Origin of the sequence: Nanhaiella sioensis (assembly GCF_046557775.1) — a bacterium.
Classification (GTDB): domain Bacteria; phylum Bacillota; class Bacilli; order Bacillales; family SM2101; genus Nanhaiella; species Nanhaiella sioensis.
In genome coordinates this window covers 2,341,681-2,359,262 of the sequence record NZ_JBKAEG010000001.1, presented here as the reverse complement: position 1 = coordinate 2,359,262, position 17,582 = coordinate 2,341,681, and the positions used below count along the sequence as shown (strand labels likewise).

The 17,582-nt window shown below is 37.4% G+C and carries 12 protein-coding genes and 1 riboswitch; of the genes, 3 read left to right on the top strand and 9 right to left on the bottom strand.

Annotated features, from left to right (window positions below):
* The first annotated feature begins 162 nt into the window (after window positions 1-162).
* Both V1503_RS11135 and V1503_RS11130 read left to right on the top strand, forming a co-directional pair.
* Window positions 163-696, top strand: a complete 534-nt coding sequence (locus V1503_RS11135) for a DUF2529 family protein (RefSeq protein WP_410626912.1) — start codon at window positions 163-165, stop codon at window positions 694-696.
* A 224-nt stretch (window positions 697-920) separates the two neighbouring features.
* Window positions 921-1,050: riboswitch (cyclic di-GMP riboswitch) on the top strand.
* Between the two features lie 23 nt (window positions 1,051-1,073).
* Window positions 1,074-1,238, top strand: coding sequence for an anti-repressor SinI family protein (locus V1503_RS11130; RefSeq protein WP_214480895.1), 165 nt, complete (start codon window positions 1,074-1,076; stop codon window positions 1,236-1,238).
* 316 nt (window positions 1,239-1,554) lie between these two features.
* Here V1503_RS11130 and pyrG read toward each other — a convergent pair whose 3' ends face one another.
* The 9 genes from pyrG to V1503_RS11085 all read right to left on the bottom strand — a co-directional run bounded on the left by pyrG (window position 1,555) and on the right by V1503_RS11085 (window position 15,950).
* Window positions 1,555-3,156: a CTP synthase gene (pyrG, locus tag V1503_RS11125; protein WP_214480896.1), complete on the bottom strand. Its 1,602-nt coding sequence runs from the start codon at window positions 3,154-3,156 to the stop codon at window positions 1,555-1,557.
* A 313-nt stretch (window positions 3,157-3,469) separates the two neighbouring features.
* Entirely contained in the window at window positions 3,470-3,976 is a 507-nt protein-coding gene (rpoE, locus tag V1503_RS11120) for a DNA-directed RNA polymerase subunit delta (protein WP_410626909.1), read from the bottom strand.
* A 737-nt stretch (window positions 3,977-4,713) separates the two neighbouring features.
* Entirely contained in the window at window positions 4,714-7,971 is a 3,258-nt protein-coding gene (icmF, locus tag V1503_RS11115; protein WP_410626907.1) for a fused isobutyryl-CoA mutase/GTPase IcmF, read from the bottom strand.
* Window positions 7,961-8,596, bottom strand: a complete 636-nt coding sequence (locus tag V1503_RS11110) for a TetR/AcrR family transcriptional regulator (protein WP_214480899.1) — start codon at window positions 8,594-8,596, stop codon at window positions 7,961-7,963. The genes icmF and V1503_RS11110 overlap by 11 nt, the downstream gene beginning before the upstream one ends.
* A 142-nt stretch (window positions 8,597-8,738) precedes the next feature.
* The gene (locus V1503_RS11105) at window positions 8,739-9,878 is read right to left on the bottom strand and encodes an acyl-CoA dehydrogenase (protein WP_214480900.1); all 1,140 of its coding nucleotides are present in this window, start codon (window positions 9,876-9,878) and stop codon (window positions 8,739-8,741) included.
* 33 nt (window positions 9,879-9,911) lie between these two features.
* The gene (locus tag V1503_RS11100) at window positions 9,912-11,045 is read right to left on the bottom strand and encodes an acyl-CoA dehydrogenase (protein WP_214480901.1); all 1,134 of its coding nucleotides are present in this window, start codon (window positions 11,043-11,045) and stop codon (window positions 9,912-9,914) included.
* Between the two features lie 23 nt (window positions 11,046-11,068).
* Window positions 11,069-11,920, bottom strand: a complete 852-nt coding sequence (locus tag V1503_RS11095; protein WP_410626904.1) for a 3-hydroxybutyryl-CoA dehydrogenase — start codon at window positions 11,918-11,920, stop codon at window positions 11,069-11,071.
* A gap of 46 nt (window positions 11,921-11,966) precedes the next feature.
* Window positions 11,967-13,148, bottom strand: a complete 1,182-nt coding sequence (locus tag V1503_RS11090; RefSeq protein ID WP_410626902.1) for an acetyl-CoA C-acetyltransferase — start codon at window positions 13,146-13,148, stop codon at window positions 11,967-11,969.
* Between the two features lie 684 nt (window positions 13,149-13,832).
* Entirely contained in the window at window positions 13,833-15,950 is a 2,118-nt protein-coding gene (locus V1503_RS11085; RefSeq protein ID WP_410626900.1) for a (Fe-S)-binding protein, read from the bottom strand.
* A 184-nt stretch (window positions 15,951-16,134) separates the two neighbouring features.
* Here V1503_RS11085 and cls point away from each other — a divergent pair, with 184 nt between their 5' ends.
* On the top strand, window positions 16,135-17,337 hold the full coding sequence (gene cls / locus V1503_RS11080; RefSeq protein WP_410626898.1) for a cardiolipin synthase: 1,203 nt from the start codon (window positions 16,135-16,137) through the stop codon (window positions 17,335-17,337).
* The last annotated feature ends 245 nt before the right edge of the window (window positions 17,338-17,582 follow it).

Here is a 17,582-nt window from a genome sequence, read left to right as displayed (position 1 = left end):
ATTAAATAGTTGGAACGATACAATTTAGGAATTTGTATTTAAGCACAATTGCAGTTAAACTTGCTAAAGAAAAGTAAAGCAATAAGTAATTAATTCGAAAGTTTTTATTACCAATTTGACTTTCTGGCTTGATTTTATAAACCATTGGAGGATTTACATAAGATGCTAAAGATATTTACTACTCAGTTAAGCGGAATATTTACTAAAATTATTAATAATGAAGAGTTCCAAATTGAGGATGGAGCTAGATTATTGGCACAAGCAAAATTCGGTGATGGTTCAATATACCTACATGGAGTGAATGAAATGGAAGCAATTTCAATTGAATCCTCAATTGGTGCAGAGCCATTATTACACATAAAAAAGCTACCCTCAATTAATCACTTCAATTCCCTTAATGAGACAGATAGAGTACTATTGATCACGCGATTCTCAACCGATGAAGCAGCAATTAATATAGCATTAGCATTAAGAAAAAGAGGCATCCCTACTGTTGCAATATGCAACGTCGCAACACCAGATAATGATGAAATTACACTCTCTAACATAGCAGATATTGTTATCGATACGAAGTTAGCTAAACCTTTAATAACCAATAGCGATGGAACACGATTTGGCTTTCCTACAACTATGATAGCTTTATTTACTTATCATGCGCTAGCTTATACAATGCAAGAGATATTAGATGAATACTAAATCTTAACAAAAAATATATACCTTTCAGAATTATCGACAATATTACATTGTCGGTTTTTATGACTTTTTGACTATTTTTTTGCTCATAAAAACAATAGAAGTGTGGATAAGTCTTATCAAACCCACATTCAAAAAATTTTTTTACCCATGACAGGTTTCTACACTCTTTTTGTAATTTTTGTAATAAACTAACCTTATTATAAATTTTATAACTGATATAGTCCTCCAGTAAATGGCTAACTTGTTGAAAAATAAGGGCGCAAAGTTACAGGTCTAAAGTTTCTTACCTCTTCTAAAAAACTATTCAAATAGTTTTTTAGAAGAGGTAGTAACAATGATGGCTGTGCTACCTGGATTATTTTCTAAGGGAGGAAAAAATGGAGAGTGTAAAAAATAATTTTCGTTTAGATCGTGAATGGGTTGACTTAATATGTGAAGCACTAGATAGTAAACTTACAGTTGCAGAAATAAAAGAATTTTTACAACAGAATCAATCTCCTCAAAAAGAATTGCATACGAAAAAAGAATGCATAAAAGCCTAATGGAATTTATCCTCATTAGGCTTTTCTTGTTTTTTATTCACATTAAATCTTCGATGAACATAGGCTGAAGTGACATTATGTCATCTACTCTTTAATATAACTAGCTTCGATTCCTCATACTTCATCATTTCACCAGCAGGAAAATGCTCCTTCTGGTGATATGCTTCCAGCGCTTGTCGGAACTGCCAGTCGGCTACGCTTTTGTTACTATCCAGCTCCGCCTCCTAGTCCCTCGAGGTCGCTTCAGCATTTCATCCGAAGGCAAATTACACCTTCATATGATATGCTTCCAGCGCTTGTCGGAACTGCCAGTCGGCTACGCTTTTGTTACTATTGAAGCTTGGATGAAGTCATGGAATAATCGTTGAGGCCTAGTTGGTCGTGACGTAAATTCCGGATGAAATTGTGATGCAACAAACCAAGGATGATCTTTTAATTCGATTATTTCTACAAGACGTCCATCAGGACTTGTCCCAGAAAATACAAACCCTTTTTCTTCAAGCATTTGGCGATATTGATTATTAAATTCATAGCGATGACGATGGCGTTCATAAATTACTTCATCTTTATATGCCTCAGAGGCTTTTGTTCCATCTGATAATTTACATGGGTAAAGACCTAATCTTAATGTGCCACCCAAATCCTCAATATCCTTTTGCTCAGGCAATAAATCAATGACAGGATGCGGTGTTTCAGGATCTATTTCTGCAGAATGAGCACCTTGCAAGCCAACAACATTACGTGCAAATTCAACTGAAGCTAATTGCATCCCTAAACATATTCCTAAAAATGGAACTTTATTTTCACGCGCATACTGTATCGCTAAAATTTTTCCTTCAATACCACGGTCTCCGAAACCACCCGGTACCAAAATACCATCTGCTTCTGATAGTAGATTAACAACATTATCTTTCGTCACATGTTCTGAATTAATCCACTTAATATTGACATCTGTATCAAATGCATAACCTGCATGACGCATTGCCTCAACAACTGATATATATGCATCCTGTAATTCAACATACTTACCAACAAGGGCAATTGTTGTTTTATTCGAAAGGTTTTTCACCTTATTAACAAGCTCTTCCCATTCAGTCATATCAGCAGGTTTACAAGGTAACTTCAGGTGATCACATGTAATTTGATCCAGCTTTTGCTCTTGAACTGCAAGTGGTACAGAATACAATGTATCTGCATCACGCATTTCTACAACAGCCTTCGAATCAATATCGCAGAACAATGCAATTTTATCTTTCATATCATCAGATATCGGCATTTCTGTTCTAACAACGATAACATTAGGTTGAATTCCTAAGCTACGAAGCTCTTTTACACTATGTTGTGTAGGCTTTGTTTTCATTTCGCCAGCTGCTTTAAGGTATGGAACTAATGTACAATGAATGTACATTACATTGTCTCTTCCGATATCACTCTTAATTTGTCGTATGGCTTCTAAGAATGGTAAAGACTCGATGTCCCCTACTGTTCCACCGATTTCTGTAATAACAACATCAGCGTTTGTTTCTCGCCCAGCCCTAAAGACACGTTCTTTAATTTCATTCGTGATGTGTGGTATAACTTGAACAGTTCCACCTAAATAATCACCACGTCGTTCTTTTTTTAATACAGTTGAATAAATTTTCCCTGTTGTTACATTACTGTATTTATTCAAATTTATATCTATAAATCGTTCATAATGACCTAAATCTAAATCTGTTTCAGCTCCATCATCAGTAACAAAAACTTCTCCGTGTTGATATGGACTCATCGTTCCAGGGTCGACATTAATATATGGATCAAACTTTTGAATGGTTACATTTAATCCTCTATTTTTTAATAATCTTCCCAATGATGCTGCTGTAATACCTTTCCCTAATGATGATACAACTCCGCCAGTAACGAAAATATATTTTGTCATTGTTTTTCCCCTTTCAAAATCCTATATATATGAGGATGTTCAAAAAGCACGATAAAAATTACTATTTAGTATCATTGCTTGTCGTTCACCCTTGCTTAATAGGTCCGCTAGATTGTATAAAACGGCAAAACCTTTATAACAGGGGATAATCATTTTTAGTGCACAGCACCATGGATTTCTTATCCTAAAAAATAAAAAATGCCCCTCTTACGAATATTCGCAAGGGAGCAGGATATTTTAATAGTTAAGATAAGTTCTTTTTTAAAGAGCCCAAAAAAGATTCTACCTAGTTCATTTATAAAAGTCAAGCGTATTATAAATCTTCTTCCTCATCTAAATCAAGATCTTCATCATCTTCTTCAAGATCGAAATCTTCTTCTAGATCTTCATCAGTTTCCTCATCAAGGTCATCGATGTCATCTAGATCAAGTTCAATATCTTCTTCTTCAAAATTGTCAAGATCATCGAAACTCTCTTCTTCTACTTTTTTAGTAGCTTTTTCAGATGCTTTTTTCGATTTTTTCTTTTTCGATTTTACCGTAGGAGTTACTTCTTCTTCAATTTTTTCATAAGGGTACCAAGACCTTAATCCCCATAGATTTTCACCAACACAAATAAACCGCCCATCAATATTTATATCAGTATAAAATTGAGAAATTTTTGCGTTAATTTCATCTTGGGATAATTGAAGAGAAGCTGTAATGTCATCAACTAACTCTTTAAATATAATAGGTTTTTTTCTGCTTGATAAAATGTCAAATGCAATCTCAATAAGTGACATTTCTTTTAATTGGTCCAACGAATACTGTTTTAAACTCAAAAGGGACACTTCCTTTCATTGCTTCCACTCTAAGTAATACCATTCATTATAAACAAATTCAACCACTTTATGCTACTCAATTCTATGTATTTGTGAAAAATGTTAATTAATAGAACGAAAAGTCATACAGACTGTTCCCTCGAAGGCGCTTCAGCTATACAACCTGAAGATTAAATAAACCTCCTTGTGCTGAGGTCCCAGCACTTTTCCCTCGAGGTCATAAACCAAACCGACAAGAAGGTTAAAAAACAACCTTCTGTCCGGCTCGCCTTATGCTTGTCGTCGGAGTCAGGATGACTACATTTCGCCGTTACCCACAGGACATGAGCTGGTTTTAGGTGAAATTGGGCGCCTTTCGCTTTTCTTTTTGTCTAGCTCCGCCTCCTAGTCCCTCGAGTCGCTTCACCATTTCTCATGAAGTCAAAAAGCGACTTCAAGTGAAATGCTTCCAGTGCTTGTCGGGACTAAGCAGTCGGCTTCGCTTTTCTTCCTGTCCAGCTACAGTGCCTATCCCCTCGAGGTCACTTCGCCATTTCACCTAAACGCAAAAAGCGCCTTCAAGTGAAATGCTTCCAGCGCTTGTCGGGACTAAGCAGTCGGCTTCGCTTTTCTTCCTGTCCAGCTCCGCCTCCTTGCCTCTCGAGTCGTTTCACCTTTTCACCAGAAGACATAAAGCGTCTTCAGTTGTAAAGGTTCCAACGCTTGTCGAGGCAATTCAGTCGGCTTCGCTTTTCTTTTTACATATTACGGCGGTATTGGCCGCCTACTTCGTAGAGTGCTTTTGTAATTTGGCCTAGACTTGCTACTTTTACAGTTGTCATTAATTCTTCAAAGATATTTCCTCCGTTTTTTGCAGTAGACTTCAAATTTTCCAGCGCTTTATTTACAACATTTTCGTTCCGCTTTTGGAAGCTTGTTAAATTATGAATCTGCGTTTCTTTCTCTTCTTTAGTCGCTCGAGCTAGCTCCATATTATTAATATCATCTTCAGATGGAGGATTAGGATTCACGTACGTATTTACACCAATGATCGGCAAATCTCCAGAATGCTTTTTCATCTCATAATACATCGATTCTTCTTGGATTTTTCCTCGCTGATATTGTGTTTCCATCGCACCTAACACGCCACCTCGATCGTTGATACGATCAAATTCCTGTAGAACAGCTTCTTCAACTAAATCTGTGAGTTCCTCTACAATAAAAGATCCTTGCATTGGATTTTCATTTTTAGTTAATCCATGTTCTTTCGTAATAATCATTTGAATCGCCATTGCACGTCTTACAGATTCTTCAGTTGGAGTTGTAATCGCTTCGTCATAGGCATTAGTGTGTAATGAATTACAATTATCATGAAGTGCCATCAGTGCTTGCAAAGTAGTCCGAATATCATTAAAATCAATTTCTTGGGCATGTAATGAACGCCCTGAAGTTTGAACATGATATTTTAGTTTTTGACTTCTTTCGTTTGCTTTATATTTATCACGCATAACAGTCGCCCAAATACGGCGAGCAACTCTTCCAATTACAGTATACTCAGCGTCAAGACCATTGCTGAAAAAGAAAGAAAGATTTGGTGCAAAGTCATCAATATTCATACCACGACTCAAATAATACTCAACATACGTAAATCCATTGGATAACGTAAAGGCTAGCTGTGAAATAGGGTTTGCTCCGGCCTCAGCAATATGATAGCCAGAAATTGAAACAGAATAATAGTTTCGTACATTATTATTTATGAAATACTCTTGTATATCTCCCATCATTCGTAATGCAAATTCTGTTGAAAATATACACGTATTTTGACCTTGGTCTTCTTTTAAAATATCTGCTTGAACAGTTCCACGAACATTGGCTAATGTTTTCACTTTAACTTCTTCAAGCTCATGTTCTGTCAACTGTCTTGATAATTCATGTTCAATTCTTTCGACTTGTTGGCTTATTGCAGTATTCATAAACATAGCTAAAATGATTGGAGCAGGGCCATTAATTGTCATAGAGACAGATGTGGAGGGGTGACATAGATCAAACCCTTTATATAGCTTGTTCATATCATCAAGCGTACAAATGCTTACACCACTTTCTCCAACTTTTCCATAAATATCAGGGCGATAATCTGGGTCCTCCCCATATAATGTAACTGAATCAAATGCTGTACTTAACCGTTTTGCCGCATCATCCTTTGATAAATAATGGAACCTTTTATTTGTTCGCTCTGGTGTCCCTTCACCAGCAAATTGACGCTTCGGATCTTCATTTTGACGTTTAAACGGAAATACGCCAGCTGAATATGGAAATGCCCCAGGTACATTCTCTTTGAAAACCCAGCGTAAAATCTCCCCAAAATCCTCGTATTTCGGCAAAGCGATTTTAGGTATGTCTAAGCCTGACAAGCTTTTCGTAGTTAACTCCGTTACTATTTCTTTCCCCCTAATCAATGAGGTAAATTGTTTAGAAGAATATTTTTTCTGTTGTTCGCCCCAACCTTCTAATATAGCCTTTGATTCCTTCGTTAGCATATTATCAAATTCATTTTTAATCGCTGTTAACGAGGAAATAACAGCCTCATTTCCTTCTTTTTCTTTCACACTTGCTATTGCACCATCAATTTGATAGAGCTTTCGAGCAATTTGCACTTGCTGCTCAGCCTTTTGATGATAGTCTCGCACTGTATCAGAAACTTCTCTTAAGTAATGACGTCGATCATTCGGAATAATGATATTTTGCTTTTCAACATCTGTTACCATTTGCAAATCAGTCGTCCAATTGGTACTATATTTTTCATTAATTTTGTTAACTAAAGCAACAAATAAAGTATTCGTACCAGGATCATTAAACTGACTAGCCATTGTAGCAAAAACTGGCATTTCATCTAGCTCTTGATCATACAACATATGACTGCGTTGATATTGCTTTTGTACTTGTCGTCTAGCATCCTCAGATCCTTTTCTTTCAAATTTATTAATGACTACCATATCTGCAAAATCTATCATATCAATTTTTTCTAACTGTGAAGGTGCGCCAAATTCACTCGTCATTACATACATGCTAAGATCACATATTTCCGATATTTCTGCATCTCCTTGACCTATTCCACTCGTCTCTACGATGATAAGATCAAACCCAGCTGCCTTCACAATAGCTATTGAGTCATGAATAGCTAATGACAGCTCAGATTTAGAACCTCTTGTAGCTAAACTTCTCATATAGACGTTAGGAGAAAAAATTGCATTCATGCGTATACGATCTCCTAAAAGTGCTCCTCCAGTTTTTTGCTTTGTAGGATCTATAGATAAAACAGCTACTCTTATATTCGAAATTTCATTTATAAAACGACGAATAAGCTCATCGGTTAACGAGCTTTTCCCTGCACCTCCAGTACCAGTTATCCCAATAACTGGTACATGCTGCCCTAAATCCTTTATGCGTTCTAGAGTAGTAGAAACTAACTCGTCAGTTTCATTCACATTTATTTCGGCAGCAGTAATCATTTTAGCTATAGACCTACTATTTGTTGATTTTACCTCTTCTACTTCATCCGCTAACGAAGACGACATCGTGGGAAAATCACATTCTGCTAACATTTTGTTAATCATTCCTTGTAACCCTAAGTTCCTCCCATCATCAGGAGAAAATATTCCAGCAACGCCATACTCTTGTAGCTCTTTTATTTCACTTGGAATGATTACTCCTCCACCACCACCGTATATACGGATGTGTGAAGCTCCTTTTTCTTTCAATAAATCGTACATATACTTAAAATACTCAACGTGACCACCTTGGTAAGAAGATATCGCTATACCTTGTACGTCCTCTTGAACAGCAGCATTTACTACCTCTTCCACAGATCTGTTATGACCAAGGTGAATGACCTCTGCGCCACTCGCTTGAAGAATTCGTCTCATAATGTTGATTGATGCATCGTGCCCATCAAACAAACTGGACGCTGTCACAAAACGAATATGGTTTGTTGGACGATATACTTGTTCAGTATCCATGGTGCCCCCCTCTTATTCCCTTTAGTAATAATTCCGTCTGAAGTTCTATATACTCCTCTAAACTATATAATTTCTGAAGTGCCCAGCGTCGAAAGCCCCACATTTGGCCTTGCACAAAGATATTATGTGCTAGCAACTTTATCGCCCTATCACTTAGATGAAATTCATTGTTTTCGACACAGCGATTGATAACACTTTCAAACATGCCAACCATCTCTATTTCTTTTTTTAGCACATAAGGCAACGCATCCTTAGAAAGTGATTTAGCCTCCTGATACATAACGAGTACTTCATCCTGCATTTCATCCATGACTTTAAAATAAGATGAAATAGCTAGTTTTAAGCTTTCAGTGGTCCCTTGCTTTGTATCGATATTTTCTTCTAAGCGGTTATGCACCTCATCATAAATACTGTCACATACTAAATAAAGAACATCCTCCTTCGTTCTGATGTATTCATACAAAGTTCCGATACTAAAACCAGAAGCCTTTGCTATCTCTCTTGTAGTTGTCCTATGAAAGCCTTTCGCCTTGAAAAGTGTTACTGCTCCTTTAATCATTTGGCTTCGTCTCTTTTTAACGAGTTGCTCATCCTTAACAGAAGCAAGCACCTCTCGTTTATTCATTGAATCACAACCTTCAGCCGAGATATATCTAAAGCATCGTTTGAAGAGTATATACCCTACCTCTACTACGATTATTTAAAAAGGTGGTGTGAGGATGAATCTACTCACACCATAAATTGGTATTATGCCGTTACCTAATTAGTTATTTCGTTAACATGCGTGATATTACAAGGCGTTGTATTTCTTGTGTTCCTTCATATATTTGGGTAATTTTTGCATCTCTCATAAAACGTTCAACTGGATATTCCTTCGTATAACCATACCCACCAAATACTTGTACAGCTTCAGTTGTCACATTCATAGCAGCATCTCCTGCAAATAACTTAGACATAGCAGACTCCTTACCGTATGGTAAACCCTCTGACTCTAACCAAGCTGCTTGATAAGTCAATAATCTAGCTGCTTCAATACTTGTTGCCATATCCGCTAGCTTAAAGCCTATCCCTTGCTGGGCAGCTATCGGTTTACCAAATTGATGCCTTTCCTTTGCATATTCAGTCGCCGCATCAAGTGCTCCCTGAGCAATACCAACTGCTTGCGCAGCAATGCCATTTCGCCCACCATCCAGTGTCATCATAGCAACTTTGAAGCCTTCTCCCTCTTGACCTAATAAATTCTCCTTAGGTACACGACATTCCTCAAAAATAATTTCAGTTGTTGGTGAGGAACGAATACCAAGTTTACTCTCCTTCTTACCTATAGAAAACCCTGGGAAATCTTTTTCAACAATAAACGCACTCGTGCCTTTATGTTTATGAGAAGGATCCGTTACTGCAAAAACAACGTAATAGTCTGCTATTCCACCATTCGTTATGAAAATTTTGGAGCCGTTTAGTACATAGCTGTCACCATCAAGTCTTGCAGTCGTTTTCATACCTCCTGCATCCGACCCAGATCCTGGTTCTGTTAAACCATAAGCACCTACCGCACTTCCTTGCGCCATTGGTGTTAAGTATTTTTGTTTTTGCTCTTCATTACCAAACTTAAAAATTGGCCAACCCGCTAAAGATGTGTGCGCAGATAATGTCACTGCTGTAGAAGCACATACCCGAGATAGCTCCTCTATCGCGATACAATAAGCCAAATAGTCACTACCAATTCCTCCGTATTCCTCTGGCCAAGGAATACCTGTCAAACCTAACTCTGCCATTTTTTTAAATATGCCATGATCGTATCGTTCTTCTTCATCACGTTCTGCAGCAGTAGGCGCAACCTCATTTTTTGCAAAGTCCCGGACCATTTTGCGAATCATTTCATGCTCTTCAGATAATTTGAAATGCATATCAAAATCCCCCTTAAATTAAATAGAAAACGTCTACAAATGTTTGTTAATTACAATCCGTTGTATTTCACTTGTTCCCTCATAAATTTCAGTTACTTTGGCATCACGAAATAATCTTTCGACAGGATACTCCTTCGTATATCCATATCCACCAAATATTTGAATGGCTTCTGTTGCATTTTCCATAGCCGTTTTGGAAGCGAACAACTTAGCAATCGATGCTTCCTTGCTACATGGCAACTGATTTTCCCGTAAAAATGCAGCTTGATAGACTAGTAGTTTTGCAGCTTCAACATTTGTAGCCATATTTGCAAGTTTAAATCCGATCCCTTGCTGTGCAGCTATCGGTTTACCAAATTGTTGTCGTTCTTTGGCATAAGCAATTGCATGTTCTAAAGCTGCTTCTGCAATTCCTAGTGATTGAGCAGCAATGCCAATTCTTCCTACGTCAAGGTTTGCCATTGCAATCTTAAATCCTTGACCTTCTTCACCTAACAAGTTTTCAGCAGGAACCTTCATATCTTCAAAAGAAAGCTGGACTGTTCTCGACCCGTATAAACCCATTTTGTGTTCATCTTTACCAATTATTAAACCAGGTGTATCTTTGTCAACGATAAACGCTGAAATCCCCTTACTGCCTATATGATCTTTATTAGTGCGGGCAAATACGATATACGTGTCTGCTTCCCCGCCATTTGTAATAAAAATTTTCGAACCATTTATAATATAATAATCATCTTGCTTTTCTGCTCTCGTTTTTAAACTAGCGGCATCAGACCCTGCACTCGGTTCAGTCAAACAAAACGCTCCTAAATATTTCCCTGATGCAAGCTTAGGTATATATTTTTGTTTTTGTTCTTCATTCCCAAAATATAGAATCGGATTTGTTCCGACTGAAGTATGCACAGATAAAATGACTCCAACCGTAGCACTTACTTTAGACAGTTCGTGAATGGCAATAATATACGATGTAAAATCCATCGCAGCACCGCCATATTGTTCAGGAATAGTAATCCCCATGAGACCAAGATCCGCCATTTTATTTATGATGTGGCGAGGAAATACTCCTTGCTCCATTTGTTCAATGGACGGGGTAATTTCTGCTTGTGCAAAATCTTGAACCATCTTCCGCATCATTTCTTGTTCTTCTGTAAAATTCAGGTTCATTTTCTGTTCCCCCTTATCACTAATTACTCATACACATAAAAGCCACGGCCAGATTTCTTTCCTAACCACCCAGCTTTCACATACTTTCTTAATAATGGGCATGGACGATATTTGTCATCACCAAACCCTTCGTGTAATGTCTCCATAATGTACAAGCAAGTATCTAAACCAATGAAATCTGCAAGCGTTAAGGGGCCCATTGGATGGTTCATCCCTAACTTCATCACTTGGTCAATTGCCTCTTCGGATGCTACACCTTCATATAACGTATAAATCGCCTCATTAATCATAGGCATGAGAATTCTATTTGAAACAAACCCTGGAAAATCATTGACTTCTACAGGTGTTTTGTTCAGTTGGTTTGTCATCGCTTCAATCGCTTCGTACACCTCGTCGCTTGTAGCTAAACCACGAATAATTTCTACTAACTTCATAACTGGTACAGGATTCATAAAATGCATACCAATCACTTGTTCTGGACGTTTCGTTGCTGCCGCTATTTCAGTAATTGGAAGTGATGATGTATTTGTTGCTAAAATAGCATGTTCAGGAGCAATTTGATCGAGCTCAGCAAAAATTTTTGTCTTCACTTTCATATTTTCAACTGCTGCTTCAATGACTATATCAATGTCTTTTGCATCTTGTAATTGCTCTGAAGAAGTAATTCGATCTAATATCGTTTGTTTTTGTTCTAACGACATACGGTCTTTTTCTACTTGTCTCGATAAATTTTTCGAAATATTAGCTAAGCCGCGATTTACAAACTCTTCTTTAATATCATTCAGTATGACTGAGAAGCCTGCTGTCGCACATACTTGAGCAATACCAGACCCCATCTGTCCTGCTCCAATGACCATAACTTTTTTTATATTCATTTCTATACCCCCATACCTAAAGCTTAGTTAACAGCATTTATTGACATTATTTAACTTCAACCATGATTGCATCCCCTTGGCCTCCACCGCTACAAATAGCAGCAATTCCTAAACCACCTCCACGACGCTTTAGCTCATGAATGAGTGTAATAATAATCCTAGCTCCACTAGCTCCAATTGGATGCCCAAGTGCTACTGCACCCCCATTTACATTCACTTTTTCTTGGTCAAGTGATGCTATTTTTCCACTTGCTAATGCCACAGCGGCGAATGCTTCATTAATCTCAAATAAATCGATATCGCCCACTGTTTTTCCAGTTTTTTGAAGTATTTCATTTATGACTAAACCAGGTGTCTTCGGAAAGTCTTTAGCTTCAACAGCGATAGCTGCATGCCCAACGATTGTTGCAAGAGGTTCTCTGCCTTCACGATGTGCCCTCTCTTCACTCATAAGAACTAGAGCTCCAGCTCCATCATTAACGCCTGGAGCATTACCTGCTGTAATCGTGCCAGTTTGATCAAATACTGGCTTTAAAGTTGACAACTTTTCGATAGATGTATCTTTTCTAGGTGCTTCATCTTGCTCAACAATGATAGATTCTCCTCTTCGTTGAGGTACTTCAACAGATACAATTTCTTCAGCAAGCTTACCTGATTCAATTGCCGAAATAGCGCGTTGATGACTTCTGAAAGCCCATTGATCCTGCTCTCCTCTGCTAAGTTCAAATTCTGCAGCTACCCCATTTCCATATGTACCCATATGTACTCCCGTGAAGCTACATGTTAAACCGTCGTGAATCATCAAATCTTTGACATCCGCATCACCCATTCTCATACCCCATCGAGCTTTTGGCATCATGTAAGGTGCATTACTCATCGATTCCATCCCACCAGCAACGATCACTTCTTCATCTCCAGCACGAATAATTTGATCAGCTAAAGTGACACTGCGTAAGCCTGATGCACAAACTTTATTGATCGTTTCAGTTTTTACCTCCCAAGGGATTCCAGCTAATTTAGAAGCTTGGCGTGAAGGAATTTGACCTTGTCCCCCTTGTAGCACAGAGCCTAGAATCACTTCATCTACATCTGAAGCTTCCACATTCGCACGTACTAGTGCTTCCTTTACAGCTATAGCGCCTAAATCAACAGCTTTTTTAGAACTTAGACCGCCTCCAAACTTTCCAAAAGGTGTACGAACCCCACTTAAAATAACTGTTTTCCCCATGTAAATCCCCTCCATAAATTTTGTGGTTTATTTAGTAAGCGTTTTCATTTTTGCGTTAAAAAACTGTCTTCACATGAATCCGAAGCATCTGTTCTTGCTAATAACAATACCCATCCTATGGAATGTGGTTTGCTGGCGTAATTTGAACCAAAGCTACGAAAAGAGCCAAATAAGTAAAGGTCAATGCTTTCCTATACCAACTAAAACCGACCTACGTCTTGTCAGCAACGGTAGCATGTCGTTAACTATGATTCCTTTTATGAACCGATTTTTTACTTAGGAGGTGTAGAATGAAGCGACTCAGTACAGCTAGAACATGTACCAGCACCTTATGCTTGCCAAAAGAACTGCTCTGTATAGCTGACTGAACGCTCGCTCATTCATCTCCATTTGAAGGAGGTGTACTTAAGCACACCTCTAGATTACTAACTTTGATTTAGGACGTTTTCGAATCAATTGTTGTTATTCGTATTAAGAAATAAACCGTACTCAACTAGTGTTCGTGGCATCTTTTTTTCTGTACAAAGATGACTAACAATATAAATCCAGTTTTGTGGTACTAAATTGATAACAATAGCAACAAAGTTTACGAAAATAGCCTTAATTTATAACTCTATTGTACTGAAAAATAGTCAAAATAGAAATACTTTACTAAATTTTCTATCTGTTTTATGTTACTAAAATTTAAGATGCTACTTCTTCCGCACTACCAATGACTGATTTTTCTAGAAGTTCTGCTACATCATATGTTCCAATACGCTCTTCAACTTCCTTCGCCTTCGTGCCATCACTTAACATCGTTAAACAGTATGGACATCCAGAACTAATGACAGTTGGATTCACAGCTAATGCTTGCTCAGTTCTAGCCACATTAACGCGATTTCCTGTCGTTTCTTCCATCCACATCAGTCCTCCACCTGCTCCACAACACATACCTGTTTCGCGCTTGCGTTCCATCTCAATAAGCTCCACACCAGGGATAGCTTTTAAAATATCACGAGGTGGTTCATACACTTCATTGTATCTACCTAAATAACAAGAATCATGGAATGTAATTGTTTCTTTTACTTCGTGCTTAGGTACTAACTTCCCTTCTCTTACTAATTGATCTAATACCTCAGTATGATGGAATACTTCAGCTTCTAATCCGAAGTCTGGATACTCATTTTTGAAAGTATTATAAGCATGTGGGTCAATTGTTACAATCTTCTTCACATCATGTTTTTGTAGCTCAGCAATATTATTCGCAGCTAGTTCTTGGAATAAAAATTCGTTACCTAAGCGTCTTGGCGTATCACCTGAGTTTTTCTCTTTGTTACCAAGGATAGCAAATTTTACTCCCGCTTCATTCAATAGCTTAGCGAATGAAAGAGTTATTTTTTGGCTTCGATTATCAAACGCTCCCATCGAGCCCACCCATAATAAATATTCAAACTGTTCTCCAGCTTTTTTCATTTCTTTCACAGTTGGGATATTCACATCTTCACGAATATCACGCCATTTGTCTTTTTCTTTACGATTTAATCCCCATGGGTTACCTTGTCGCTCGATATTCGTCATTGCACGTTGCGCATCTGCATCCATTTTTCCTTCTGTAAGAACTAGATAACGGCGAAGGTCAATAATTTTATCTACATGTTCATTCATTACAGGACATTGATCTTCACAGTTCCTACACGTTGTACATGCCCATAACTCCTCCTCCGTAATGACATCACCAATTAAGCTCGGGTTATATGCAAGCTCTACAGCTGCTGCAGATTCATTCACACCTTTTCCAGCGCCAGATACAGCTAATTGATTCCCTTGAGTATTTGAAAATGCAAATGTTGGCACCCAAGGAGCTTGTGAAGTAATAGCTGCTCCCTTATCAGTTAAATGATCTCGTAGCTTTAAAATGATATCCATCGGTGAGAGCATTTTTCCTGTCCCTGTTGCAGGACACATATTCGTACAGCGTCCACACTCAACACATGCGTATAAATCAATTAATTGTGTTTGAGTAAAGTCTTCAATTTTCCCTACCCCATAAGTTTCTTGCGTTTCATCTTCAAAATCGATCTTTTCAAGCTTTCCAGGGTTTGATAAACGATTAAAAAATACATTGGCAGGACCTGCAATCAGATGAGCATGCTTAGATTGTGGTACGTAAACTAAAAACGTTAATAAAATAAGTAAATGAATCCACCATGACACATAAAAGACAACGATTGAAGCTGTTTCACCAATCCATCCAAAAAGGTATGCTATCGACGAAGCAACTGGCTCACTCCACGATAACTCTTCACCATGCCATACTAGCCCCATGCCATTACCAAGAAGAACTGAAAGCATTAAGCCACCGATAAATATAAGCACTAAACCTGACTTAAATCCTCTTTTTAAACGAACAAGCTTTTCAATATAACGGCGATAAAATGCCCAAATAACTGCAACTAAAATGACTAAAGTAACAAGCTCTTGAAAAAAAGTAAACGCAGGATATAGAGGTCCTAGCGGTAAATGAGAACCTGGCTTTAATCCTTTCCAAATAAAATCAATCGCTCCAAATTGAACGAGGATAAAACCATAAAAGAACATGACATGAATTACGCCACTTTTTTTATCCTTCAATAATTTTTTTTGCCCAAACACGTTTATCCATATTTTATTCAGGCGTTCTTTATATTTTTTATCAAATTCAACCTTCTTTCCTAACTTTATATACGCAATTCTTGTTTTCACAAGGTATGCAAATAAATATAAACCGTAAGCGGTTACAAGTAGGAATGCTATTAAATTAATGATTAGTAGATTCTCCACGGTAGTAATCTCCCCTCAAATAATTAATTTTCTGACTAATATTATAATTCCATTATATAATGAATGAGCATTCAGTCAATATTTTTTATATAAATAATGAACTCTTATTATTTTTTGCAAAAAATAAAATCAGCTAAAATCGGTAAAAATAACACAATGATGTATTGGATGGAGGGATAAATGAATGAAATTTGTTCTTTTTCTAGCAATTTTGTTGTTACTCTTAATTATGTGGGTACGTTTGGATTTAAAACTTGGACGACATAAGTATATGAAAAAAGTAACGGATAAAACATATCCATTACATCAAGGTGAGTTAACTTTGTTTACAAATGGTCATGAATTCTTCAATGATTATTTTCAATACATTAGAAACGCAGAAACACACATTCATGTGCTATTTTTTATTATTAAAAATGATGAGATTAGCTCAGAATTTTTCTCATTATTAAAGCAAAAAGCAAGGGAAGGCGTTGAGGTTCGTTTACAAGTAGACTGGCTCGGTGGTTTTAAAGTTTCTAAACAAATTGTACGGTCTTTACGTGAAAATGGAATCTCCTTCTCTTATAGCAACACCCCTAAGTTCCCATTCTTTTTTTATACACTAAATAGACGTAATCATCGAAAAATAACAATTATAGATGGAAAGGTTGGCTATCTAGGTGGGTTTAACGTTGGAAGAGAATACTTAGGGAGAGATCCTAAAATGGGATTTTGGCGTGATTATCATTTAAAAATTATCGGAGAAGGAGTTGTTGACTTACAAAAACAGTTTAATAAAGATTGGTATTCGGCAACAAAAGAAAAGCTTAAAGACGAACCAAAGAAGATAAAGTTAAACGATGATTCCATTGTATTACACCGTATCGTACCATCTGATGGTGCATTTCTAAAAGAATCTTTCATTACAATGATAAAACAAGCTAAAAGAGAAATTTATATAGGGACCCCCTACTTTATTCCTGGTAAAGAAATTGTCAATGAATTACTTGCTGCAGCAAAGAGAGGAGTGAACATCAATATTCTCGTCCCAATGAAAGCTGATCATCCATTTGTTAAAGAAGCTGCATATCCATTCTTTAAGCCATTGCTCGTTGCTGGTTGTCATATATTTCGGTTTTATAACGGATTCTATCATGCAAAAGTCGTAGCAATCGATGATGACATATGTGATATCGGGACTGCAAACTTTGACAAAAGGAGTTTTTTTATCAACCATGAAATCAACTGCTTTATTTATGATCAGAAATTTAATGAACAAGTGAAGACGACAATAAAAAAAGACATTCAGCTTGCAGAACCATTAACAATTGATTACTTTACAAAACGCTCGTTACTAGATCAAGGTAAAGAATCTTTTTCAACATTAATCAATGGTTTTTTATAAGAAAAGCGAAAGTGCCTTGTTTATCCCCGACAAGCGCTGGAGGCATTTCTCAAGAAGTCGCTTTTTGACTTCATGTGAAATGGTGAAGCGACTCGAGGGGATAGGCACTGTAGCTGGACAGGAAGAAAAGCGGAGCCGACTGCTTAGTCCCGACAAGCACTGGAAGCATTTCATCCGAAGACGTTTTTTGCCTTCGGATGAAATGGTGAAGTGACCTCGAGGGACTAGGAGGCAGAGCTGGACAG